Here is a 23,298-nt window from a genome sequence, read left to right as displayed (position 1 = left end):
GGCCCGTGCCGTCGTCCTCAGCCGCGCGCGAGGCGCAGTTGCTGCTGGGCGAGGACGCCGGCCCGGCCGAGCACGTCGATCTGTGCGGTGTTGTATAGCGCGACCACGGCGTCGACGAAGGTCTGCTGGGTGACGTGCTCGCGCTTGGGCAGGTGCCCGGCCGGATCGCTCAGCCAGGGATAGTCGACGAGGTGCCGTGCGAGGATAGGCGCGAGTTGCTCAGCGATGTTCTGCCAGCCCGCCAGGTCCGCAGCCTTCGGGGCAGCGCGGAGCATGTCGACGCCGACCGCGCGGAAGTCCGCCGGCTGCCGCCGACGCCGTGGGCGGTGACCGGTGTACCTGCGACGGGTCCCGGCCTGTAGCTCACCTCCTCGACATCATGACCGGACGCATCTCATCCGGGAAAGCTGCCGTCCTCCATGCCGCCGACGGTGGCGAGGTCACCGTTGTTCAGGCTCTCTTCCGGTGCTCACGCTCGCCATCATGACGATCGGTGGGGCAGATCCCACACGCGAGCGCCAACGTCACGATTCGCCCCCGGTTTGACTGTGTTGCCGGAACACAGTCTTCACTGATCCGCGCCGGGACAACAGCGTCAAGACCACAACCCTGGGAGTGGGCATGGAGCGAAGGCGTGGCGTGGGTCTGAGACTGGCCCTGACGGTGACGATCGGTTTCGCCGGCGCCGTGGCGGCGGTGCCGGTCGCGACCGCCGGTCAGAGCCTCGGCGCGGGTGTGCCCGCCTGGGGCGCCTGCCCGGCGCAGGTCGCGGCGGCATCTCCCTCTATCCAATGCACGACCGTGCCGGTGCCGCTGGACTACCGGAAACCCGCCGGCGTGACGATCGACCTGAAGATCTCCCGGATCGCCAGCGTGAACCCGCAGCAGCGGCGCGGTGTGCTGCTGCTCAACCCCGGCGGCCCCGGCCTGGCCGGGCTGGACATGCCGGCCCAGCTGGTCAATCGCGGCATCCCGGCCGGCGTCCTGGACGCCTACGACCTGATCGGCATGGACACCCGCGGGGTCGGCAACTCGGCGCCGGTGGACTGCAAGTTCACCGGCGAGCAGGGCTAGGGCCTTCACCCCGAGGTGTGGACATCTTGAGTGCCAGATCATAGAGATCTGGAGACCAAGGAGTTCCTCGTGGCCATGAAGGCCTACTCAGTTGAGTTCAAGACAGACGCCGTCGCGTTGTATCTGTCGGACCCGTCGCGGACGTACGCGTCGGTGGCCAAGGACCTGGGCGTCAACCGTGAGACGTTGCGCCTGTGGGTGCACCAGGCGCGGTCTGCCGGCACTGCTCCGAAGACGGGCTCGGTGAAGAGGCCGCCGACGGGATTGGTAACCTCCGGCAACGTGCTGGAAGAGGAGAACAAGCAGTTGCGGGCCCGGATCCGGGAACTGGAGCTGGAGCGCGAGATTTTGCGGCGGGCGGCCAAGTATTTCGCCGGGGAGACGAACTGGTGAGTCGCTTCCAGTTCGTTGCCGATCACCGTGACGCCTTCGGGGTGAAGCGACTGTGCCGAGTGCTGGAGGTCTCCCGGTCGGGGTTCTATCGGTGGGTGGCCGCCACACCGGCGAGGGCGGTGCGGACGGCGGCCGACGCTGCGCTCGCGGCGGAGATCAGGCAGATCCACGCCGACTTCGATGGCACCTACGGCAGCCCGCGGGTGACTGCCGAGCTGCGCGATGCGGGCCGGCGGGTCAATCACAAGCGGGTGGCGCGGATCATGCGGGTCTTCGGCATCGTCGGGCTGCATCTGCGTAAGAGGGTCCGCACCACGGTGCCCGAGCCCTCCCATCAGAAGATGCCCGACCTGATCAAGCGGGACTTCACCGCGGCCGCGCCGAACCAGCGGTACGTGGGCGACATCACCTATCTGCCCGTCGGTGAGGGACAGTTCTTGTATCTCGCGACGGTGCTGGACCTGCATTCACGTCGCCTGGCTGGTTGGTCGATCGCCGATCACATGCGCACCGAGCTGGTGACCGACGCGCTGCGGGCAGCCGCCGCCACGCGGGGTGGTGACCTGGCCGGGGCGGTCTTTCACTCCGATCACGGGGCGCAATACACCTCCGCCGACTTCGCCGCCGTGTGCAAGGAGTTCGGTGTTCGCCAGTCGATGGGCGCCGTCGGGACAAGCGCGGACAACGCTGCCGCCGAGGCGTTCAACGCCACTCTCAAACGCGAGACGCTGCAGGGCGCCAAACGCTGGTCCTCGGCCCGCCAGGCTCGCCTGGAGGTCTTCAAGTGGATCACTCGCTACAACACCCGAAGGAGGCACTCCAGCCTGAACTACCTCAGCCCGATCACCTACGAGCAGCGGTCCGATAGGGTCCTGCTCGCCGCATGACAGCTGGTGTCCACATTTTGGGGCCAAGGCCCCTATCCCGGCAACGTTCCGCCGTGGGCCAAGGATGCCGCCACGGTCGCGGCGGACGCTCAGGTCGCCCGGTCGGTCGCCGAGCAGTGCGCGGCCAACGACACCGACGGCCGGATGGCCCACATCTCGACGGCCAACACGGCGCGGGATCTGGACCGGATCCGGGCGGCGCTGGGCGAGGAGAAGGCGAGCTTCTTCGGGCTCTCGTACGGGTCGGCGCTGGGCGCCGCATACGCCTCGATGTTTCCCGCGACGACCGACCGCGTGATCATCGACAGCAATCTCGGTGACACCGCGCTGACCCGTGCCGCCCTGCGCCGGTTCGGGCTGGGCGCGGAGCAGGCGTTCCCGGACTTCACCAGGTGGGCGGCGGAGCGACACAGCGCGTACGGGCTGGGGCGCACGCCGAAGGAGGTGCGCAACACGTACTTCGCCATCGGCAAGCAACTGGACCGGGAGCCGATTCCCGGTCTGGACGGGCGCGCCTTCCGCAACTTTACGTTCCTGGGCCTGTACAACGACACGACCTACCCTCTCCTGGCTCAGTTGTGGCAGTCGCTGAAGGCGTCTGACGTGGCGGCGGTCAAGCGGCTGATGACGACCCGCGGCGGCCTGCCGGCACCGGACGCCCAGCCCATCCCCAGTTCCAACGCCTTCTCGGCGTTCCTGGCCGTGACGTGCAACGACAGCGAGTGGGCCGGCAGCGTCGAGGCATACCAGCGCAGCGTCGCCGAGGACCGCGAGAGGTACCCGGTCTTCGGCGCGGCGTCGGGCAACATCAACGCCTGCGCCTTCTGGTCGCTCGGGCCGTCCGAGCCCCAGGTGAAGATCAACGACAGGGGACCGGCCAACATCCTCATCATGCAGAACCGGCGGGACGCCGCCACGCCGCTGCAAGGTGGACAGATCTACCGCAGGGAGTTCGCCAAGCGGTCCCGCCTGGTCACCGTCGATGACAACCGGCACGGCGTCTACGTCTACGGCGGCAACGCGTGCGCTCTCAACATCGGCACGGCCTGGCTGGTCGACGGCCGGCTCCCGAGGGACACGAACTGTGAGCCCAATGCCTGGTAGTTCACTCAAGAAGCAGTTTTAGCGCGGGGAGGACGGCGGCCGCGAGGACGACGTTTCATGCCGCCGGTGATCAGGGCGGTCTTGTCGGTGAAGCGTGTCATGCGAGTGCTCCAGAGATCCAGTCAGCGGCCGTGGCCAGCCAGTCGGGGCGGGCGTTGCCGAGCAGGTGGTCGCCTTGTGGCAGGGACACGTAGCGCCCGTGCGGTGCCAGGCGGGCCAGCGGCTCGCCGTTGGTCACGCCGGGGATGACGTCCTGGCCACCGTCGATGACCAGCAGCGGGCAGGTGATCTGCGGGGCGAGGGCGGACAGGTCCACCTGGCCGGCGAAGCGGCGGGCCGCTTCTTCGCCACCGGCCCGCTGGATGAGGAGATCCCGTACGGGAGGTGGCAGGACGTCCCAGTGCAGCCGGAAGGGGCCACTGACGGTGACGGCGGCCGCGACGCGGCTCTCCTGGGCGGCGCTTTCTGCGACGTAGTAGCCGCCGAGGCTGAGCCCGACGAGTCCCACGTTCCGCGGGCCGAGTGCGTCGATGACCTGGCCGATCACGTGGTGGTAGTCGGCGCGGACGGTGCTGGTGGCGGCGAGCGCGCCCTGTCCCGGCCCGTCCATGGCGAACACGGCCGGGCCCCGGTGCAGCAGGGCGGTGACGACGTCGTGGAACTCCTCCTTGCCGGAGTCCAGCCCCGGAACCACCACCACCGTCGCGGCGGCATCGGCTGGGCCGTGCAACCAGCCGGTGAAGCCCGGCCCTTCGATCCGGCGCGCCTGCGGCTCCAGCAACTCCAGCGCCCGTCCCATGGCGGTGTCGGCCTCGGCCGCCGCGAGCGCGCTCTGGCGGTTCGGTCCCAGGGTGGCGAAGTGGAACCAGCGCGCCGCCGCCCGGAGGTGCTCGCCCGTTGAGATCGCCGTGGCCGCCTGCCCGGCGCGCGCCAAGTGCTCGCGTGCGGCGCGCATGAAGGCCTCGCCCCACTGGTCCAGGTCCGTCAGTTCGCCGGTGACGCGCAGGTACTCGTGCGGGTCCAGCCCGGCTCCGGTGGCGCGTGACAGGTTGGCGGCGGCGAAGTCCGTGGCGCTCATCGCGATGCTCCGATCGTCAGTACGGCCTTGCCGCGGATCCGGCGTTCCCGCAGGTCGACTAGGGCGTCGGCGGTCCGGCTCCAGTCGGCGGTGCGGCCGATCTCGGGGTGCAGCCGCCCGCCGGCCGCCAGACGTACCAGGGTGGCCAGGTCAGGACCGTACGGCGTGCCCGCGTAGTGGAAGTGCCGGATCACGGCGTTCTGCGGCCCGGCCAGCAGGTCGAAGAAGTTCACCGTTGCAGGGGTACGGCTGGCCTGCCCGAACCACACCAGCAGGCCAGCCGGCGCCAGCCGGGCCAGCGCGGCCGGGAGCGCGTTGCCGCCGGTGGACTCCAGCACCACGTCGAACGGCCCGTCCGTCTCGTAAACGTCGTGCACGATCGCGGCGGCGCCCAGCTCGCGCAGGCGCGCGCCGCGCTCTGCCGTGGCGGTCACCGCGGTCACCTCCGCCCCGGTTGCGGCGGCGAGCTCGGTCAGGTAGTGCCCCACTCCGCCGGAGGCACCGGTCAGCAGCAGTCGCCTGCCCGTCACGGCGCCGGCCGTGCGGAGCAGCCGCAGCGCGGTGATCCCGGCCAGTGGCAGGGCGGCCGCCTGCACGGTGGTGAGCCCGTCGGGCAGGACGGCGATCGAGTGGGTGGGCACGGCCGCGTACTCGGCCCATCCACCCATGGGTGGATGGCCCACCACCCGGCTGCCGGCCGGTGGGCCCGAGCCGTCGGCGGCGGCCTGCACGACCAGTCCTGCGACGTCCTTGCCCGGCTGCAGACCGGGCTCCGGCGTTTCCAGCAGGAACGTCTCCCCGCGATTCGGGGAGAACGCCTCAACCTTGATCAGTACCTCGTCCGGGGTGGGCACGGGCTGAGCGGCCTGGGCGAACTCCACCGGCCGCGAGGCATCTCCCGTAGGGATCAATCTACGCATGCCGCCATGAAACCGGCGAGCGGACCGCCTGAGCCAACAACGGACGCGAGGAGCTGACAACCATGGGTTGTCGCCTATGGTGACAGCCGTGGACTTGGACCTGGCGCAGGTGCGCGCGTTCGTACAGGCGGCAGGAGAGCTGCACTTCGGCCACGCGGCCGAGGAGCTGTCGATCTCCCAGCAGGCTCTCTCGAAGCGGATCGCCCGCCTGGAGTCCACGCTCGGCAGGCGCCTGCTCGACCGCGGCGGCCAGGGGGTGCGCCTCACCGAGGCCGGCCGGCGTTTCCTGGAGCCCGCCCGGCAGGCGCTGGCTGCCGCCGACCTGGCCGTGGCGGCCGTGCTGGACACGCACCGCCCGCTGCGGATCGACGTGTGGGGCCACCTGTACGCGCCCATGCGCACCCTGGCCCAGGTGGCGACCGGCGAGCCGCGGCTGGAACTCGGGCACGGCCGCGACCTGCCGTCGGTGATCACCGCGCTGCTGCACGGCGACATCGACGCCGCCTTCGGCCGCGTCCACGCGCCGCTGTCCGCCGAACTGACCCATCGCCTGGTACGGCTGGAACCCGTGGACGCGATCCTCCACACTGATCATCCGCTGGCGAACGCGCCCGCGATCCGTCCGGCGCAGTTGCGCGACGGCGTGCTGTGGACGCCTGGCGCGCTCCACCGGCTGGACTTCCTGCATCGCTTCGCCATGGCCTTCGGCATCCACGAGCACGCCGAAGGCACGAACCTGGGACTGGACCACTTCCTGGACGATCTGGCAGCCGACACGCACCGCTTCAGCTTGCTGCCCGCAGACATACCCCTCCCGCCGCATCCGGCGATCCGCTCGGTCCCGCTGATCGACCCCACACCGCTGTACGCCTGGTCACTGCTCTGGCGCGGCAACGGCGGCCACCCACTGCTGGACACCTTGACAAGCGCCTTCGTGACGGAGGCCGAGCGCAATCGGTGGCTGGAATACGATCCCACCCGCGATTGGTTACCCGAGCGCCACAGCACGGACGCCGGCACATCGACTCCATCGTGAGGAGCCTGGTCGGCCAACGGGTCGAACGCGCCGCATGAAAGTTGGCGGCGACGCGGCCGCTCCGGTGGTGGGCGGCGTCATACGACAGTGATCGAGTCGACGTTCGCCACGGTGCGACACCGCACCAAAGTCACCAAGGGACCCGGCTCCCGCGCGGCCGGGCTGGCCATGGCCTTCAAACTCATCGAGTCAGCCCAGGCCCGCTGGCGCGCGGTCAACGCACCCCATCTCGTCGCTCTGGTCCGCGCCGGAGCGACGTTCGTCAACGGACTCCTGGTCGAATGGCCCGACGGCCAGGTCCCATCCGCAGCCGACTGGAAACTCTCGATCCACAGATCTTGACGATTGCTCCAGCGTGCCCAGACTTCTTAGCTATCCACTAGCGAATGTGGGGCAGGAGTGGCGAGATAGCCGCCAACTCAGCGCCTAACCTGTCCGACAACGATGAGCTTCTGCCGGCTTGGAAGCCCCGTGCAGCGACGGACATCAGCGTTCGACGAGACCATCTCTTCATCGCCCGCGTTTCCGCCAAGCTGAACACGGTCTCCATCAAGAAATCTCCCGACACCCTTGACGTCCACGCCGCGACGACCATCGACGACAATCGGTTCGGTGCCAGGCGGCCAGATGGGAATGTTGATGCCGTCGCCCGCCTGCAGAATCACACATTTGCTCGCCGCATGGTAGGCGAGCCGACTCTCGATCCCCACCGCGCCAGTGTCTCCGCCGGTGTGCACCAGGATGACCGGATCACTGCCGATTGCCTGGGTCCCCCCGGAAGTGGCCGAGCAGGCGGCGACCGCCGAGCAGAGCAGCAGGGCCACGCCCTTTTTCCAAGACATGGAAACCATATTCGAGTCCAGATCACCAATATGGGAATGGCCCAGCGGCAAAGCTGGGCCATTCAGATTGCGGCTTTCTGGTCAGCAGGTGGGACATGTCTATACGTTCCAGACGGTCCCAAGCCCGGTTGAAGGCGCTGGTGCAGTTAAAGATCGTTCCGGTGGTGCCGCTCGCGAGAATTCCGCCACCGTGGAGGTAGGGGTCATCGGCTGCGGCACTGGCCTTCTGACCAACGGGCGTGGCGGGACGAAGGTTCAGGTCGTCGCTGACCTTGATCTCGATGCGCATCCGGGGGTTGACCGGAGGCTGGAACTGCAGGGCGGAGAGCACAGCGCCGCGCTGCCCCGGATCTTTTAGACCCTTCTGCGGCTCGACCTCGAAGTGAATGACGCCGGTTTCGATATCAGGGGCACTCTTTGCTGTCTAACCGATCATCCCGCCCGAACTCTCATCAGCAGCGGTGAATCGGGGAGGCTGGGAATGGCGCAGGTGTAGCCGGGCGGAGCGCGGGCGCATGATGAGCGCGGCGACATAGTACGTGCAGGGGACGGGGCCGGGGTTGACGTAACCGTGTTCGGCGTCGGCGGCGAAGTAGGCCGAGTCTCCTTCGCTCAGTTCAACGGTCTGGTCCGCGACGGTCAAGCGGAGCGTACCGGACTCGACCACGACGTACTCGTGCGAGCCCTGAGCGTAGGCCGGAAACCGGCCGGCGTCGCAGCCCGGGGGCAGCGTGGTGCGAATCCATTCGAAGTTCACGCCGGGAACTACAGGGGTGAGTATCGAACGGCGCCATCCGCCGGGCTCGTCGACGGTGTCCTGATCGGCGGCGCGGCGCACGATGACATGGCGATCCTCCGGCTCGGTGACCAGTTCGGCGAGGGTCACGCCGAGGCCGTCGGCGATGCGGCCGAGTATGACCACGGTCGGCGCCTTCTGGCCGCGCTCGACTGAGGACAGCATGCTCACACTGACGTCGGCTACGCCCGCCAGCTGCTGAAGGGTCAGGTCCCGCAGGTGCCTGAGCTTCTGTACGCGCAGCCCCAATGCTGCCAGATCCACCATTGCTCTATAATAGCAGTTAGTTTCACTATAGAGGAAAAACTGAGGATTGTCGTGACCAGCCCCCACCCCACCATCCGCGCTGCGGCAGCCGAGGATTTGCAGGCCGTGGCCAGGATCAACGCCCACTACGTCGCCAACAGCGTCGCGACCTTCGACGAGACGCCGCGCGCCTTCGACGACTGGCGACGCTGGCTGGAAGAGCTCGCCGAACGCGGCCTGCCGTTCCTCGTCGCCGACCTGGCCGGCGAAGTGGCCGGTTACGCGTATGCCGGTCCCTGGCGTCCCAAGCCGGCTTACCGGCACACCGTCGAGAACACGATCTACATCGCCCCCGGCCACCTCGGGCGCGGGCTCGGCAAAGCCTTGCTCGAAACCCTGATGGCCGAGTCCGCCCAGGCCGGCATGCGCCACATGATCGCCGTCATCGCGGACACGGGCAACGACGCCTCGGCCGCCTTACACCGCCGCTTCGGCTTCACCGAGGCGGGCCGACTGACCGGCGTCGGCTACAAGCACGGCCGCTGGATCGACACGCTGCTCATGCAGCGCCCCTTGGTGGGATGACCGGGTCCGGACGGCCAACCGCGACGCCCTGCTCCGCGGCCACCGCCTCCGGCTAGACGAACGCATCGCACACTTGCAGGCCAATGGCCACGCACTGGACAACAAGATCCGTTATTACGAGCATTTCTTGGGGGGCGCATGAACCGCGAACAACATGTTGTTCCCCGGAAAATCGCTGTGTTAAGGAGTTCGAGCGCGCCGAGGCCCTGGCCAAGAGCAACCAGGAGTTGGAGAAGACCCACCGCGCCGAGCTGACCCAGGTGCGCGAGGAGGCGGCCGACCACCTCGCCGCAGAGCAGGAACGCACGAGCAGGTCCGCGCCGAACTCACCGCCCTCCGGAAGCAGGCCAACGCCGTGCACGTCGAGCTGGCAAAGCTCCGCCAGACCCACGCCGTCGAGCTGGCCGCCGCCCGTTCTGCCGCCGAGACCACGCGGGAGGCGCTGGCCCACGAGCGGACCCAGCGGGCCGCCGCCGAGGCCGCGCCCCGCAATTCCAGCCAGAACGTCTCATCGGCTTTGCTCGCTCCACGCACTGCCTGCACCAGCTTCTTGAGCTCGGCGTGGTTGCGAGGGGCTGTGCGGGTGTCAAGGTTCAAGGCCATGTTCCGGGTTCTTCCTTCTGCCCTGGAGGGCGTGAAAGGTCACACTAGGTTCCTGGTGTCTCACGGCGAGATTGGCCATCGCGCGGGGGCCGCGGAGGGATCCGCTCGGGAGGTAGTGCAGCGATTCCTGGAGGGTCTTCGAGGGGGTAGGTCCTAGAGTCTGTCTGATAAATGATCATGGCTGGTGCGGTTAGATGATCGTTCATGGTGAGACGCGGTGAGCTGACCGATAAGGCCTGGCGGAGGATCGAGCCGTTGCTACCGGTTACGGACGGGCGGGGCCGTCCGTGGAGTGGACCGTCAGCATCGACTCCACCATCTCCCGGGCTCATCAGCATGCGGCCGGCGCCCGAAAAAGGGGCATGACGGCGGGACGATCAATACGAAGGAGTCGCAAAGGCGGCAGGCCCTCGGCCGTTCCCGGGGAGGATTCACCACCAAGCTCCACCTGATCACCGAGGGCCGAGGGCTGCCGATGACCCTGCACCTGACCGGCGGGAACGTGGCCGACTGCACCGCGTTCGAGGCGGTGATGGCCGCGCTACGGCTGCCCCGCCGTGGCGCGGGGCGCCCTCGTACCCGTCCCGATGGTCTCCTCGGTGACAAGGGCTACTCCTCCAAGAAGATCCGCGCCTATCTGCGCCGGCGCGGCATCAAGGCGGTCATCCCCGAGCGAAAAGACCAGCTCGCCAACCGCAAGCGCAAAGGCGGCCAGGGAGGCCGTCCACCCGCTTTCGACCGTCAGAGCTACAAGCAGCGCAACCTGGTGGAACGTTGCTTCGGCAAGCTCAAGCAGTGACGGGCCATCGCCACCCGCTTCGACAAACTCGCCAGCCGCTACCTCGCGGGCGCCACCGTCGGTTGCCTGATGCTCTGGCTCCGCCACGCCGAATTGTCAGACCCTCTCTAGGCCCCCGCCTCGGTGCCGGCCTGAGGCGTGACCTCGGTAGAGGTGGAGAACGGGAAGTACTCGCCGCCGTCCCATTCCTTGGCGATGTGCACGCCCTGCTCGGCCAGGGGGTCGGTGGGGGCCAGGACCCGGTTCCATCCGTCGCGCAAGATTGCCTCGGGGACGTCGTGGTCGGGGTGTTCACGAGTATGCCTGACCTGGTACACGAGCAAGGCTCTGAAGATCGCTTCCCGGATCTGGGTTGATCGTTTCCCGGGGATCGAGACTGTTTGGTCGGCTTGGGGCTCCTGTTGCTGGGATTGGCCGCCGGCATGCGGCCGAGGTCACGGTTTTTGAGGCGGTAGCTGTCCCCCTTCAAACTGATGACTTCGGCGTGTGGGCCAGCTCATCGGCTTGATAGGTGCTCCGTGACGCCGGATTGACCGGCTTGAGCTGCGGCCGCAGAACGCAGATCCGATCTTTGAAGACGGTGATCGGGGACTCCCAGCCGATCCGCTCGGCGATCACCGTCGCGGGCATGGTCAGGGCTGGAATAACCCAGGATGGGCCGTGCTTGAGGCCGCGTCACGGGACCGTGGCCTGTCGGGCGCGGAGGGCCCGGAGCTTGTGGCGGTTGCCGCACCGCTCCATCGCGCACCAGCGCCGGGCGCCGGGGCGGGAGGTGTCGACGAACACCAGCGGGCAGTTGTCGCTCGCGCACTCGCGGATGCGCTCGGAGAGCGGCCCGGACAGCAGGTCGATCATCTCCCGCGCCAGCGTCGACAGCACTTGCGCCGCCCGCACCGGCGGCGCCCACCCCGCGGTCGTGGCGTCGGCGGCGAGCTCGGGGACCAGCGGCGCCGCGGCCGCGATCCGGTTGATGACGGCGACCGCCGCGGCAGGAAGGGCGCGATGCGCCGCCCGGGCGTGCGCCGCGTCCCAGATCGCCTGTCGGAGGGCCTTGGCCGCGGTCAGCTCGCGGGCTGTCACGGGGACCGTCATGACCGCGGCCAGCGGCGGCTGGGCCAGCCATTCGCCGAGATCGGCAGGCTTGTGGAGGGTTTCGAATATCGCGTATTGGCCCTCGCCGCCGGTGTGGGCGAAGTCCAGGCAGAGGGCGCCGGCGTCGAACCGGAACGACCCGCCCTTGGGATCGTGCAGCACTCGTCCGGTTGCGTGCGTTCGCATGAAACCACTATAACTGGTGCCGCACACCGAAACCCCTTTAACTGGTTTCATCATCGAAGGAGACAGCGCATGGGCGTACGGCACATCAACCCCGAAGGGCTCCACCGCAGCCCGGCTTTCAGCCAGGCCGTCGTGGTCGAACAGCCGACGAAGACGATCTACATCGGCGGGCAGAACGGCGTTGACGCCGACGGCAAGGTCGTCGGTCCCACGGTCGGAGAGCAGGCCCTGCAGACCTTCCGCAACCTCGCCACCATCTTGGAGAGCGAAGGGGCGAGCCTGGCGAACATCGTGCACTGGCGCATCGCCGTGGCGGACGGCCACACGTTCGACGAGGGGGTGGCCGCCTTCCAGCAGGTGTGGAACCGGGCCGACCCGCCTCCGGCCATCACGGTCCACGTCGTGTCCGGCCTGGGCCCCGGGTACCTCGTCGAGATCGACGCCGTCGCCGTCGTGTGACGCCCTGGTTATCTGGGGTGCCGAGAAGGCGTCAGGCATGTCCGCCACCTGCCGAAATCCTTTCTCAAGGATCTCGCTCAGGCCCGGCCGTACGTGTCGTGTTTCAGCGTTTCAGCGGTCACGCTGCCTCAGACGCCCATCGGGCTCGACGCCGGGGGCCGACGAAGGATGCCTGCGGCGGCGATCGCCCCAGCCTGTACCGGCCAGCGATCGTCACGGCCGCACCCCGTCCCCGAGCGGGTGTCCAGGAAACGTTTCGACCGAAAAGTTTCCTGCCCGCGTTCAGGTGTTTCGGTCGAAACACCTGAACAGCCTTACTTGCCCGACGAGATCATTTTTCGCTGGCCCGGGAGGAGTCAGGAACCCCAGATAAGTCGTGCTTCGCCGTCCTGGGCGCGAACCGCTGCCTTTTTCTCCCACATTTGGTCTGCCCCCAGGTAAACGACGGCACCCCCGGCTACTCTGTCAGATGATCTTGCTAGGTGATCATGGTATTCGTAAAGGGAAGATCTTGAATTTTCGCCGTATCAGCATCATGACTGCCCCCCTGCTGGTCGCAGCGGCCATCGCCCTGCCGGTCATGGCCGCCCACGCATCCGAGACGTCGCAGGCGACGACGGCCCAGGTGGTCGCCGACTCCTGCAGCAAGGCATCCGCCGACGCGAGGGCCTGGCTGAAGAAACTCAACGAGCCGACCACCGGTTCATGGTCGGTCCTGCGCAATAGGATCATCAATGTGACGGGGGGCATGTTGAACGGCCCCACCAAACAAGCGGGCCTCAAGATTGCGACGCGGCTGATCAACCTGTGCCGCTGACCGCGCCTCCCGCCCGGGATGCTCGCTGACCGGGTGATGACGGTGATGACCTACGCCGCCCGGGCGAGAAGGACGACGCGTTCGAGCTCAAGAGTCGGGGCATCCAGGTCAACGCCATCAGCCCGGGAATGATCGACACGCCCGGACTCGACGGGGCCATCGGCGCCGACGCCGAGCAGGGCAGACAGGCCAAGGAATATTCAGCGGCGACGAGCAGGCCCATCAGCTTGCGCTGCCGTTCATCGCGGGTGACCTCGGCCGCCACCGCGTGGTGGCCGAGGCACCTGGGCACGCCACCGATGCAACACGCCTTCGAGGATGGTCAACGTGCCTTACCTGCCTGAAATGATTATCTCGTTCTGACCTGCACGAAGAGGCCGAGAACCCCAGATAACTTCGGGGACGGGGCTACTTCCGGGTGCGAGACCATCAACCGGTCGCCGGGTTGGCCCGAGTTTGCTACCGGGTGCGACCCGGCAGCGACACCACGTGAAGGTCATCCGTCATCACCCGTTCTGGGCCTGGCGGTAGTAGATGCCGTCTGCCCGGCGGTCGAGCCGCCGGCGTAACCGCCCCCGGCCCCGCACTCATCCGCTTGGTCCGGGCCAACGGCGGTTACGCCGGCAGGCTCATGCGCTGGGCCCGCACCCGGCTGCGGCTCATGGTGCGGGTCGCGAAGCGATCCGACGCCGCTGTCAGTACTGCTCCGGCGCTGGGTCGTCGAACGCACAGCGGCCTGAATCACCCGATACCGATCGATGCCGCTGCTGCGTCCGCAACGACGAACGACTACCGCACCATCATGAAGCCATGGTCCCGCTGGACCATTAACAAAATCATTGGATCATGACAAACGTAGCTGATGCACCGCCTTCGGGGCGGGGTCCCACCAAGCCGCCCACCCCTGCCTGGTCGATCGTCGGCCTGGTCTGTCTAGCGCAGTTCATGATGGTCCTCGACGTGTCGATCGTGAACGTCGCGCTGCCCGCCATGGAATCCGACCTCCGCCTGAGCGTCGAAGGGCTGCAATGGGTGGTCAACGGCTACATCCTCACCTTCGCCGGATTCCTGCTGCTGGGCGGCCGGGCGGCCGACCTCTACGGACGCAGGCGTACCTTCGTCGCGGGCCTGGCCGTGTTCGCGATCGCCAGCCTGGCCGGCGGGCTCGCCACCACGCCGGAGCTGCTGATCGCCGCGCGGGCGATCCAGGGGCTCGGCGCGGCCGTGGTCGCCCCGGCCACGCTGACGATCCTCATCGCCTCGATCCCCGCCGGGCCGGCGCGGGCCAGGGCCATCGCCACCTGGGGCGCGGTCGGGGCGGCCGGTGGGGCGGTGGGGTCGCTCGCCGGCGGGCTGCTCACCGACTACCTGTCGTGGCGCTGGATCCTGCTGATCAACGTCCCGATCGGGGTGGTCGCGATCATCGCCGCGCTGCGACTGCTTGCCGAGAGCCGCGACCTCGGCACCCGCGGGCTCGACCTGACCGGTGCGATCACGGTGACGCTGGGGTTGTCGGCGCTGGAGTTCGGGATGCTGCAGACCCCCGCGTACGGCTGGGGGGCGGCGCGCACGCTGATCCCGATGGGCGTGGGCGTGCTGGCACTGGCCGCGTTCGTCCTGGTGCAGGCCAGATTCGCGCGGGCGCCGCTGATGCCGCTGCGGGTCTTCCGGGCCCGTTCGGTGTCCGGCGCACTCCTCGTGCAGTTCCTGCTGGGAGCCGCGGGCTTCGCGGTCTGGTATTTCCTGTCCCTCTACATGCAGCGGGTACTGCACTACAGCGCACTCCAGGCGGGCCTGGCGTTCCTGCCGCACACCCTCGCCATCATCGTCGCCTCCAAGGCCACACCGCGGCTGATCGGCCGGCTCGGCCTGCGTCCGCTGCTGGCCGCAGGTGCGCTGATCTCGGCGGCGGGTTTCGCCTGGCAGGCCATGATCACACCGGACAGCGGCCTGCTCACCGGCATCGTGCTGCCCGGCGTGCTCGTCACCGGCGGGATGGGCCTCACCTCCGCGCCGATCGCCATGGCCGCCATGGCCGGGGTCGCCCCCGGCGAGGCGGGGCTGGTCTCCGGCATCCTCAACTCCTCCCGTCAGATCGGCGGCTCGCTCGGCCTGGCCGCGCTGACCACCCTGGCCGCGGCCCACACCGGCGCACCGACCTCCGGGTACGCCCTGGCGTTCGGGGTCTGCGCCGGCGTCGTGACCGCCGGGGCGGTGGCGGTGCTCGCTCTTCCGAAGACCCCGAAGGTACGTGCCTGATGCGCGCGATCGTCGTCAAGGGAAGTGAGGCCGGCGTCGCAGTGATCTTCCCAGTAGGCGAGGTGGCCAGTTGCTGGGAGCTTCGGCGGTGAACTCTGTAATCCCTGGCGGACAAGATCGGTCCGCTATCTCTGGCAGGGTGGGCGACATGGATGTGGCAAACGATGAGGAGCGGGGGACGACGGAGCGGGTGCTCACCCTGCTCGGGCTGCTGCAGCAGCGCCAGGTCTGGACCGGGCCCGAGCTCGCCGACCGGCTCGGGGTCACGCCGCGCACGGTACGGCGTGACGTCGAGCGGCTGCGCACGCTCGGCTACCTGGTGCATGCCAGCCGGGGGGTCGGCGGCGGCTACCGGCTCGGCTCGGGGCAGGATCTGCCGCCGCTGCTGCTGGACGACGAGGAGGCGATCGCCACTGCGGTCTCGCTGCTCGCCGGCGCGGGTGGCGCGGTCGCCGGCGCCGGTGACGCCGCCCTGCGGGCGCTGACCAAGCTCGACCGGGTGCTGCCCGCCCGGCTGCGGCACGAGGTGCGCGCGCTCTCCGGCTCGGTGGAGTCCTTCGGTGGAGGCGGCCGTAGGCTGGTCGACCTCCCAAGGTGCTCATGACGCTGGCCAGAGCCTGCCGCGACGAGGTGGAGGCCGGCTTCGCCTACCCGTCCGGGAGCGAGGTTCGACCGAGGTGGGTCGAGCCCTACCGCCTGGTCGCCTACGACCGGCGCTGGGACCTCCTCGCCTACGACCTCGATCGCGACGACTGGCGCGGCTTCCGCGTCGACCGGATGACCGAGGTGTCCGCACGGACCAGGCGCTTTCGCCCGCGCGCGGCGCGCGACGCGGCGGCCTCCAGCCGAAGGCACTCGGAAGCGGATAGGAAGTTTTGAGTTATTTGTCGTCCGTCACGGCGGGCTTAGGGCCGGCAGAACGTCGTTCTGATCATTCGGTCGTTCGGCAAGAGGTGGAGAATCCCATGCCGGGCACGGTAGCGTCCACGCTGCCTCGAGCACCCTCCAGAAGCGCGCTTCCTCATCCGCGGTCGGAAGGCATTGATCATTCCTGTCCACAGTCATCGGCAGATACTCAACGGCCCCTCCTGCAGACACGGTAACCCCCTGCGCTCCGGCCCTGGTCACGCTTCATCAGGTGACCGCGAACGTGCTCAGCGTCAAGGTCGACTGGGGATACGCGATGAGCCGGACCGCTTCGGTCGATCCCGAGGTCGCGCGTGTGCACGCCGTCGGCTTCCTGCTCAAGGACACCCCCGGGAACTGGCCGCCGCCGTACGACCGTCGCGGAGGGCCAGGCCATGCTGTCCCCATCGTCATCAAGCGGCTGATCACCTCGTTCGTCGGCAAGACTCCCTCCCGCACGGAGCCCGCGCGCAACCAGCTCGCGTCACCGACCGCCAGGGAGGAAGACGTGGTCAGGACACTGGCCCGTGGCCTGCCGAACGCGGAGATCGGGCGGAAACTCAAGCTGACAGAGGCAACGGTGAGGGCGCACGTCAGCCGGCTTCCCGCCAAGCCGGGCCAATAGGGTGCAGGCGGCGATCCTGGTGCACGACGCGGACCTCGGCTGATCGGGGTACATCTCAATCTCCGCCGCGAGCGCCGCATCGGCGGCAGCCCGAGCGGCCCGTGCCGCCGCGGCGCCCAGCCACCGGTAAAACCCCAGTCGCGCTCCAGTTCCCGGATCCGGGCCCGCAGCTGCTTGTTCTCCTCTTCCACCACGTCATCGGACGTTACCGATCCGCCGGCGGCTTCTTCACCGGGCCCATCTTCTTGACGGCCGTGCCGGCAGATTGCGCCTGGCGCACCCACAGGCGCAGCGTCTCACGATTGACGCCCAGGTCATTGGCCACCGACGCATACGTCCGCGCCGGGTCCGACAGGTACAACGCGACGGCGTCCGCCTTGAACTCAGCTGAGTAGGCCTCCATGGCCAAGAGGAACTCCTTGGTCTCCAGATCTCCATGATCTGGCATTCAAGATGTCCACACTCCGGAGGGAGGGCCCATCGTCAATGCGCTGGCGTATCGGTTGCGGGCCGGGTGCGCCTGGCGGCTGCTGCCGCACGACTTGCATCTACCTGGCCATGTCATTCACCCTGCTTCATCGCCTCACCCGGGGCCAACCTAACGCTTTCAGACACCCTCTAGCGGCACGACTGGCGCCGCAGGGCGATGCGGTCAGCCGTCCAGGAGGTTTGCAGCCCAGGATCAGGACGGACCCGCGTCGGGATGGTCTTCAAGGTAGGACCTGCCCCATCTGTCGAGCAGATTGACGATCTTCTCCAGGCTCCGGCCCGTGCACGTGAGGGAGTATTCGACTCGGGGTGGCACCTCGCGATAGACCATCCGCGAAAGGATCCCGTCCTCCTCCAGTTCCCGAAGTTGCCGGGTGAGCATACGTGGGGTGATGCCGTGCATTTCACGCTTGAGTTCACCGAACCGATGCGTGCCCTGCAGCAGTTTGTACACGATCGCCAGCTTCCAGCGTCCACCGAGAATCTCCATGGCGACCTCTACCATGCAGTTGTCCGGCTTGTTATACAGATCGGTGCGCACCTCGGTACCTCTATTGGTATACAGATTGACACTACGTCACAAATAAGACAGTACTTGCATGATACGTAGTAATGTTTCCAAGCTGGGGCCCATGCATCAGAACGAGAGGTCTCATCGGCCTTCCACTGCTCAGCGGCCTCGCAAGTGGGCGGTCCTCGCGGTGATGTGCGCGAGCCTGTTCCTGATCGGCATCGATCTGACCGTGCTGCACGTCGCCCTGCCCACCCTGACCAGGGAGTTGAGGCCCGGCGCGAGCGCGGTGTTGTGGATCGTCGACATCTACTCGCTCACGGTGGCCGCACTGCTGGTGACCTGCGGCACCTTGGGCGATCGGATCGGCCGCAAGCGCATGGTGCTGGCCGGGTTCGCCGTGTTCGGCATGGCCTCCGCCGTCGCGGCGGTCTCGGCCACGACCGCCCAGCTCATCGGCGCAAGGGTGCTGCTCGGCGTAGGGGCGGCGATGATCATGGCGGCCACGGTCGCGATCATCAGGATGGTCTTCCCCGACGCCCGCGAGCGAACGATCGCCCTCGGGGCGTGGACGGCGGCGCACAGTGCGGGCACCATGCTCGGCCCGGTCCTCGGCGGTGTGCTAGTGGAGCGCTGGGGGTGGGGCGCGGTCTTCCTGGTCAACCTGCCCGTCGTGGGTCTCGTGCTGGCCATCGGCGCTCGGCTGATCCCCGAATCCAAGGCTCCCGCGCCGCGCCGCTGGAACCCGGCGGACGCCGCGCTGTCCATTGCCGCTCTCGGTCTCATGGTTTATGGAGTGAAGCACGTGGCCGAACAGCCGTTGACGGTGTCGGCAGTCGCCGGGTCGGCCGGCGTAGCATTTGCGGTGATCTTCGTGCTGCGGCAGCGGCGTGCCTCCGATCCGCTGCTGGACCTGTCCCTCTTCGCCAACCGCCGGTTCACCGCCGCGACGGTGTGTGTACTCGTCTGCTTCGGGTGCTACACGTCGCTGCTGTTCTTCCTCACCCAGTGGTTCCAACTCGTTGACGGGCTCACTCCACTCCAGGCCGGGCTGGCGCTCATGCCGCTGGCCGCTGCCAACGCGGTGGGCGCGGGCGCGGCACCATGGCCGGCTGCGCGTTTGGGACGCCGATCGATCGTGGCGGCGGCGCTGGCCGCCCTCGGCGCCGCATTGGCCGTTCTCCCGCTGGTCCTGGGCGGGCCCGCCGTCCCCATTGTGCTGATCGTCGCGGGGGCGGCGGCCGGGGTGGTGATGACGCTCGGCGCGGATCTGGTGATGTCTGCGGCCAGTGAGGAGCACGCGGGACAGGCGGCTGCCATCCAGGAGACATCGTTCGAGCTGGGGGCGGGGCTGGGCATCGCGCTGCTGGGCACGGTCGTGTCGGTCGTCTACCGCGTCGCGCTGCCCGGCCCACCTTCCGAGGCGGGTGACTCGCTCGGCTCGGCGGTCGCGATCGCAACAACGCTCGCTCCGGGGCGGGCGGCCAACCTGCTCCAGGCGGCACGGGAGGCGTTCCACTCAGGCCTGAGCACGGCGTTGTGCGGCGCTGCGGCGTTGCTCTGGCTGACCGCCGTCATGGCCATGGTGTTGTTGCGGGACGCACCCGGCCATAGCGAGGACATTCGGCTCCGTAGGAGCGATCCGGATCACCGAGGCCACCATGAACCATCCGGCCCGTGTGTTCGAGATCGACGGCAATGAGGTGGAGCTTAGCTCACGCACATACACCGTGACCGGCCTACTCGACCTCGGCACCTCGCCGTCCTCGCTGTACGTCGCTGGAGTTGTGGAAGGCGAACGCCCTACCCACGACACCGACTCCCACAGCACCTTGTTGCGGACCTTGGTGCAGAAGATCGCGGCGCGGACCGACGGCTCCAGCCCGAACCTGAGTCTGGCAGGCTGGAGCCCTGCGACATGGCATCGGCTAGATGCCCGGGCCTCGCGGCAAGAACTTTTGCGTGGAAACGGAGTGACGAGATGGTAGATACCGAGCGTGATACGGCATTGGCTCAAGCAGTGAGGCTGCGCGAAGAGAGCAAGCGCGATGAAGCACGCGAAAAACTCCTGGCCCTGGCAGAGCGCTACCCGGACGATGCGGAGATCGCCTACCAGACGGCATGGGTCCACGACACGCTGGGCCTGGAGGCCGAGGCGGCGCGGTTTTACGAGCGGGCGCTGTCCACTGATGGGCTCTCCGCCGAGGACAGGCTCGGCGTGTTTCTCGGTCTGGGCAGCACCTACCGCGTCCTGGGCAGATACCAGGAAGCGCTGAAAACGTTCAAGCAGGGGCTGGAAGAGTATCCGGGTGACAAGGGCCTGCGGACGTTCCAGTCGATGGCGCTCTACAACGTGGGCGACGCTCGCGAGGCTGTGTCCAAGCTACTGAAGCTAGTAGTAGAGGGGCAGGTTGTGCCAGAGTACGGCCGGGCGATCTCTTACTACGCCGACAATCTCGACGAGATCGTCTAAGGCCCGTTTGGAGTCGTGATCACGTGGCTGGGAAAAGGATTGGACAGGTGCGGGCCTTGACGGCTTTTTCATCTTGATGCCCTGGTCGTACGGGGTTCGTGGAGCACAGTGGCGGATGAGAGGGGCTCCCGACAAGATAGTAGCCGACCAAGATCCGACGCCCTAACCCTCCGCCCGGCCTGCGGCTCATCACGCACCCGGCCGAGCTGGCATCCCGCTCCACCCAGGCCTTGGTCCTGCTGGGCACGCTGACCACCTGGCCCGCTGAATCCCATGACCATGCCGGACATCCGTCCACCAAAAGCTCGGCTGACCGCTCGTCCGCACGCGGCGCGGACGGCCTGAGGCGGTTCAGCCGGCCACGTCCATGCGTTGTGTGCCGGCGACCGGCAGCAGGCGCAGCGCCTGCCCCGAAGTTGGCGGTATCGGCCTGCTACGGCCTTGACCAGATGACAAGATCGTCCGCGCCCCACCCCTCCTGCTTCTCCCGCAGTGGTGGATCTGGCCAACGCCCGCCGGCGCGCCGCCCACATGGCCGCCAAACCCACGATCCTACTGCCCGACAACGAAAGGAAACGACCCCTTCCCCTGGCTGAACTGCCACGCATCTGCCAGAAGTCGACCATCACGCTGCGCCCCGGCGACCTCGGCATCAAAGACAAGCTCCATCAAGACCGGCACTACCCCACCCCCAACTGGCAGGACGCCTACAAGAGCATCCGAGCCAACACCGAAGGCGTCAACGGCAGAATCAAGGGCCACCACATCGATATCGGCGACCCCATGAAACGGCTCGCGCACGGCCGCGTGGCCCAAACGCTGCTGACCGCGCTCATGGTCTGTCTGGCCAACCAGCACATCCTGCTCAGCTGGCGGCAAGCCCACGACCGCACCGAGGAGCCCGCACCTCAGGACACGACAACGCCTGACGAGCACGACCCTGCCCCGCCCGAGGCCGACAGCAGACCGCCGCCTCGCGAGTGATCCGTCCCGCCACCAACCGCACAACACCACGACGACCGTTGGGTTTCGCACGCCCGCCGGCCGGTCCCACACGCGCTCACAGCGGTCCACCACCACCAGCGCCCTCCGTCACGGCCACCGCACGAGCCGAAATCAGCCCGCTTAGCGGCCCCAGGACCTCGGAAACGATGAGATCCCGCCCGATCAAGCGATCGGACGGGATCTCGTCAGCTGTTCCTGAGCTAACTCAAGAACAGCTCCTTGTGGGGTGTTCACGAGCAGGCGTGGCCTGCGGCGGAAGAGGGGTTCGGGTGATCGCTTCCCAGATCCACCGTGATCGTTTCCCAGCGCGACAGACCGGCGGGCGGCGTGTCCAGAGGCCCGGACCCCTATTCGGGGTCGGAGGAGAACACGTCTGCTCCGTCCACTGGCCGGCAGGCGTCCACGGGCCCCTGGGCGATATTCAAGCTCATCACCCGGGGGCCGTACGGGTCACCGGAGGGCAAGGCGGTCACTCGGCTCGGCGGGCGGCGCGTCCAAGGGACAGGCACCTATTCTCCGGGGACAGAGGACTCAGGGATGGAGGATTGGACGACCCTCGGGTCGTCTACCGGCAGGCAAGCGGCTACGGGACCGTCTGCAACCTTGAAGTCCCACCCGCCCTCCGTATCGAAGGAGCCCGCGAAGGTCATCACCAAAGTCTGGCCGGACTTGATCTGGTCCCCGTGGAGAGTGAAAGAAAGCGCGTCCGATCTTGAATTCCATTTAGTCAGGTTCTTGGTCTCCTCCTGCGGCCGGTACCGGGCGCGTGGCTCTTTGCACATCTTTCCGGCCGGTAAGAGGTCCACCACCGTCGGTACGCCGGAGGCGCGCAGATCCTCCTGCAGTCTCTTGTCGAAGTCCTTGGTATAGAACCGGTCCCTGAACTCGATGGTGATCGTGCCGTCAGGGTTCTTGATCACCGCGTAGGCGGGCGCTTCGGATCCGATCAGTGTCGGCGCGACCAGGCTCGCCACGACGGCCGTCACCGCCACGGCGCCGCCCAGCGCGAGTCGGCGGCCGCTCAGTCCTGGTAGTCCCGGCGTTCGAGCAAGCCCCCGCGCTGCTCGACCGGTGAGAGGGAACCGCGCCCATCGCGGCTTTCGGGTGGTGGCTTCTTCGAGGAGCCGGAGTCGCTGGCGGGCCAGGGACTCCGGCGGCTGGTGTTCCAGCTCCTTGATGAGGGTCTTCAGCTCATCCATCGATGTCCTCCTTCAATGGGTTGACGCCGCCCAGGGCCTCGCGCACCTTGCGACGGGCTCGGTTGAGCCGTGATTTGACCGTGCCGACCGGGATGTCGAGTGCTCGGGCCGCCTCCTCGTAAGTCATGTCGCTCCAGGCGACGAGAAGCAGCACGTCCCGATCGCCTCGCGAAAGCAGCGAGAGCGCGTGGAGCAGAGCCGGCCGTGATCCCTCAGCGGTGAGGTCGTGCGTGATCGCTTCCTCTGGCCCGTCGACGCTCCGAACGGGGTCCTGCCGTTCCAGGGCGCGGTAACGGCTGACCTCGGTCCTGCGATACCGGGTGATGAGCTTGGTCGCGATTCCGAACAGCCACGGCCGGGCATCGCGGTAGGAGAGGTCGTAGGACCCACGCCTCCGAAACGCGATCAGGAACGTCTCTCCGACGAGATCCTCGGCAACCTCGGGGCCGAGCCGGAAGGAGACGTACCGGTAGAGCATCGTGCTGTAGCGGTCGAACAGGGCTGCGAACGCCTCCGGGTCGTCGAGGGAGCCCGCGATGGTCCCGGCGTCATTCACCGCGCCCAGCGTGTCAGTCACCATGGAGGACCTTGTCCGATCATGAGAGCCCTTTCTGTGATGTCGTCGGCTATGTCTTGCCACGACCACCCTCAAGTGTTCACGGGTCGGCATGGCGCCCTTTACTGCCGCTCGTCAGGGGGTTCGCGGCCCTACCCGGTGGGCGACGGTGTCGGCTGCGGCGAGAAGGATCTTGCGCTCGATGGTGACTGTCAGTGCCTTGTCATTTACAGCGTGGAGTTGCAGGACTGCATGGCGTGAATGCAACAGTCGGCGGCGGTCTGGGTGAACACCTTCTTCACCTGGGCGACAGCGGCGTGGCAGGGGTTGCCTACGCGTTGTCGGGGCTATTCGACCA

24 protein-coding genes and 4 pseudogenes are annotated in these 23,298 nt (G+C 67.7%); 15 read left to right on the top strand and 13 right to left on the bottom strand.

What is annotated here, in order from left to right; translation table 11 throughout:
• Window positions 1-17 precede the first annotated feature (17 nt).
• Entirely contained in the window at window positions 18-275 is a 258-nt protein-coding gene (locus tag J2853_RS13110) for a hypothetical protein (RefSeq protein WP_307557711.1), read from the bottom strand.
• Between the two features lie 346 nt (window positions 276-621).
• Between J2853_RS13110 and J2853_RS13105 the strand changes: the two genes are divergently transcribed.
• From J2853_RS13105 to J2853_RS13095, 3 genes are all read left to right on the top strand, one after another.
• On the top strand, window positions 622-1,074 hold the full coding sequence (locus J2853_RS13105; protein WP_307557710.1) for a hypothetical protein: 453 nt from the start codon (window positions 622-624) through the stop codon (window positions 1,072-1,074).
• A 69-nt stretch (window positions 1,075-1,143) separates the two neighbouring features.
• A protein-coding gene (locus tag J2853_RS13100; protein ID WP_307568558.1) for an IS3 family transposase occupies window positions 1,144-2,354 on the top strand; the annotation gives its coding sequence in 2 pieces (ribosomal slippage) (window positions 1,144-1,453 and window positions 1,453-2,354; 1,212 coding nt in all).
• Window positions 2,355-2,360: 6 nt separating this feature from the next.
• Window positions 2,361-3,458 carry an alpha/beta hydrolase gene (locus J2853_RS13095; protein WP_307557709.1) on the top strand — a complete coding sequence of 366 codons (1,098 nt, stop codon included), beginning with the start codon at window positions 2,361-2,363 and terminating at the stop codon, window positions 3,456-3,458.
• A 97-nt stretch (window positions 3,459-3,555) separates the two neighbouring features.
• Here J2853_RS13095 and J2853_RS13090 read toward each other — a convergent pair whose 3' ends face one another.
• Both J2853_RS13090 and J2853_RS13085 read right to left on the bottom strand, forming a co-directional pair.
• Window positions 3,556-4,536, bottom strand: a complete 981-nt coding sequence (locus J2853_RS13090) for an alpha/beta fold hydrolase (protein ID WP_307557707.1) — start codon at window positions 4,534-4,536, stop codon at window positions 3,556-3,558.
• Window positions 4,533-5,456: a zinc-binding dehydrogenase gene (locus J2853_RS13085; RefSeq protein ID WP_307557704.1), complete on the bottom strand. Its 924-nt coding sequence runs from the start codon at window positions 5,454-5,456 to the stop codon at window positions 4,533-4,535. The genes J2853_RS13090 and J2853_RS13085 overlap by 4 nt, the downstream gene beginning before the upstream one ends.
• An 88-nt stretch (window positions 5,457-5,544) precedes the next feature.
• On the opposite strand from J2853_RS13085, the gene J2853_RS13080 reads away from it, so the two are divergent.
• The gene (locus J2853_RS13080) at window positions 5,545-6,492 is read left to right on the top strand and encodes a LysR family transcriptional regulator (protein ID WP_307557702.1); all 948 of its coding nucleotides are present in this window, start codon (window positions 5,545-5,547) and stop codon (window positions 6,490-6,492) included.
• A gap of 75 nt (window positions 6,493-6,567) precedes the next feature.
• Window positions 6,568-6,834 (top strand): annotated as a pseudogene (locus J2853_RS13075) (IS256 family transposase); the annotation flags it as partial.
• 77 nt (window positions 6,835-6,911) lie between these two features.
• Here J2853_RS13075 and J2853_RS13070 read toward each other — a convergent pair.
• The 3 genes from J2853_RS13070 to J2853_RS13060 all read right to left on the bottom strand — a co-directional run bounded on the left by J2853_RS13070 (window position 6,912) and on the right by J2853_RS13060 (window position 8,397).
• Window positions 6,912-7,316, bottom strand: coding sequence for a hypothetical protein (locus tag J2853_RS13070; protein WP_307557700.1), 405 nt, complete (start codon window positions 7,314-7,316; stop codon window positions 6,912-6,914).
• Window positions 7,317-7,356: 40 nt separating this feature from the next.
• Complete coding sequence (locus tag J2853_RS13065; protein WP_307557698.1) at window positions 7,357-7,665, bottom strand: hypothetical protein; 309 nt, start codon at window positions 7,663-7,665, stop codon at window positions 7,357-7,359.
• Window positions 7,666-7,758: 93 nt separating this feature from the next.
• The gene (locus J2853_RS13060) at window positions 7,759-8,397 is read right to left on the bottom strand and encodes a helix-turn-helix domain-containing protein (RefSeq protein ID WP_307557695.1); all 639 of its coding nucleotides are present in this window, start codon (window positions 8,395-8,397) and stop codon (window positions 7,759-7,761) included.
• A 51-nt stretch (window positions 8,398-8,448) separates the two neighbouring features.
• On the opposite strand from J2853_RS13060, the gene J2853_RS13055 reads away from it, so the two are divergent.
• Together J2853_RS13055 and J2853_RS13050 are read left to right on the top strand one after the other, a co-directional pair.
• A complete protein-coding gene (locus J2853_RS13055; RefSeq protein WP_307557694.1) occupies window positions 8,449-8,961 on the top strand; it encodes a GNAT family N-acetyltransferase in 513 nt (170 codons plus the stop codon).
• Between the two features lie 878 nt (window positions 8,962-9,839).
• Window positions 9,840-10,474 (top strand): annotated as a pseudogene (locus J2853_RS13050) (IS5 family transposase); the annotation flags it as partial.
• On the opposite strand, the gene J2853_RS13045 reads toward J2853_RS13050, so the two are convergent.
• The 3 genes and pseudogenes from J2853_RS13045 to J2853_RS13035 all read right to left on the bottom strand — a co-directional run bounded on the left by J2853_RS13045 (window position 10,471) and on the right by J2853_RS13035 (window position 11,641).
• Window positions 10,471-10,686: a hypothetical protein gene (locus J2853_RS13045; protein WP_307557692.1), complete on the bottom strand. Its 216-nt coding sequence runs from the start codon at window positions 10,684-10,686 to the stop codon at window positions 10,471-10,473. The pseudogene J2853_RS13050 and the gene J2853_RS13045 overlap by 4 nt on opposite strands.
• A gap of 166 nt (window positions 10,687-10,852) precedes the next feature.
• A pseudogene (locus J2853_RS13040) lies at window positions 10,853-10,996 on the bottom strand (IS21 family transposase); the annotation flags it as partial.
• A gap of 42 nt (window positions 10,997-11,038) precedes the next feature.
• Window positions 11,039-11,641 carry a CGNR zinc finger domain-containing protein gene (locus tag J2853_RS13035; protein ID WP_307557690.1) on the bottom strand — a complete coding sequence of 201 codons (603 nt, stop codon included), beginning with the start codon at window positions 11,639-11,641 and terminating at the stop codon, window positions 11,039-11,041.
• 69 nt (window positions 11,642-11,710) lie between these two features.
• Between J2853_RS13035 and J2853_RS13030 the strand changes: the two genes are divergently transcribed.
• From J2853_RS13030 to J2853_RS13010, 5 genes and pseudogenes are all read left to right on the top strand, one after another.
• Complete coding sequence (locus J2853_RS13030) at window positions 11,711-12,100, top strand: RidA family protein (RefSeq protein ID WP_307557689.1); 390 nt, start codon at window positions 11,711-11,713, stop codon at window positions 12,098-12,100.
• 469 nt (window positions 12,101-12,569) lie between these two features.
• On the top strand, window positions 12,570-12,917 hold the full coding sequence (locus J2853_RS13025; RefSeq protein WP_307557687.1) for a DUF4485 domain-containing protein: 348 nt from the start codon (window positions 12,570-12,572) through the stop codon (window positions 12,915-12,917).
• 846 nt (window positions 12,918-13,763) lie between these two features.
• The gene (locus J2853_RS13020) at window positions 13,764-15,176 is read left to right on the top strand and encodes an MFS transporter (protein ID WP_307557685.1); all 1,413 of its coding nucleotides are present in this window, start codon (window positions 13,764-13,766) and stop codon (window positions 15,174-15,176) included.
• A gap of 148 nt (window positions 15,177-15,324) precedes the next feature.
• Window positions 15,325-16,013, top strand: a pseudogene (locus J2853_RS13015) (helix-turn-helix transcriptional regulator); the annotation flags it as partial.
• A 301-nt stretch (window positions 16,014-16,314) separates the two neighbouring features.
• A complete protein-coding gene (locus tag J2853_RS13010) occupies window positions 16,315-16,707 on the top strand; it encodes a response regulator transcription factor (protein WP_307569048.1) in 393 nt (130 codons plus the stop codon).
• Window positions 16,708-16,912: 205 nt separating this feature from the next.
• Here J2853_RS13010 and J2853_RS47850 read toward each other — a convergent pair whose 3' ends face one another.
• Window positions 16,913-17,155, bottom strand: coding sequence for a transposase (locus tag J2853_RS47850; protein ID WP_370879244.1), 243 nt, complete (start codon window positions 17,153-17,155; stop codon window positions 16,913-16,915).
• Window positions 17,156-17,389: 234 nt separating this feature from the next.
• The gene (locus tag J2853_RS13000; RefSeq protein WP_307557684.1) at window positions 17,390-17,737 is read right to left on the bottom strand and encodes a winged helix-turn-helix transcriptional regulator; all 348 of its coding nucleotides are present in this window, start codon (window positions 17,735-17,737) and stop codon (window positions 17,390-17,392) included.
• A 91-nt stretch (window positions 17,738-17,828) separates the two neighbouring features.
• Here J2853_RS13000 and J2853_RS12995 point away from each other — a divergent pair, with 91 nt between their 5' ends.
• The 3 genes from J2853_RS12995 to J2853_RS12985 all read left to right on the top strand — a co-directional run bounded on the left by J2853_RS12995 (window position 17,829) and on the right by J2853_RS12985 (window position 21,164).
• The gene (locus tag J2853_RS12995; protein WP_307557682.1) at window positions 17,829-19,409 is read left to right on the top strand and encodes an MFS transporter; all 1,581 of its coding nucleotides are present in this window, start codon (window positions 17,829-17,831) and stop codon (window positions 19,407-19,409) included.
• A gap of 279 nt (window positions 19,410-19,688) precedes the next feature.
• Window positions 19,689-20,180: a tetratricopeptide repeat protein gene (locus J2853_RS12990; protein WP_307557681.1), complete on the top strand. Its 492-nt coding sequence runs from the start codon at window positions 19,689-19,691 to the stop codon at window positions 20,178-20,180.
• A gap of 495 nt (window positions 20,181-20,675) precedes the next feature.
• Window positions 20,676-21,164: a hypothetical protein gene (locus J2853_RS12985; protein ID WP_307557679.1), complete on the top strand. Its 489-nt coding sequence runs from the start codon at window positions 20,676-20,678 to the stop codon at window positions 21,162-21,164.
• Between the two features lie 530 nt (window positions 21,165-21,694).
• Here J2853_RS12985 and J2853_RS12980 read toward each other — a convergent pair.
• A complete protein-coding gene (locus J2853_RS12980; protein ID WP_307557677.1) occupies window positions 21,695-22,384 on the bottom strand; it encodes a hypothetical protein in 690 nt (229 codons plus the stop codon).
• Window positions 22,377-22,964 (bottom strand): RNA polymerase sigma factor, encoded by a 588-nt coding sequence (locus J2853_RS12975; protein WP_307557676.1) that lies wholly within the window; start codon window positions 22,962-22,964, stop codon window positions 22,377-22,379. The genes J2853_RS12980 and J2853_RS12975 overlap by 8 nt, the downstream gene beginning before the upstream one ends.
• Window positions 22,965-23,298 lie beyond the last annotated feature (334 nt).

This window comes from Streptosporangium lutulentum, assembly GCF_030811455.1.
Taxonomy (GTDB): domain Bacteria; phylum Actinomycetota; class Actinomycetes; order Streptosporangiales; family Streptosporangiaceae; genus Streptosporangium; species Streptosporangium lutulentum.
Note: the sequence above shows the minus strand (reverse complement) of the source record. Positions and strands in the feature narration are given on the sequence as shown.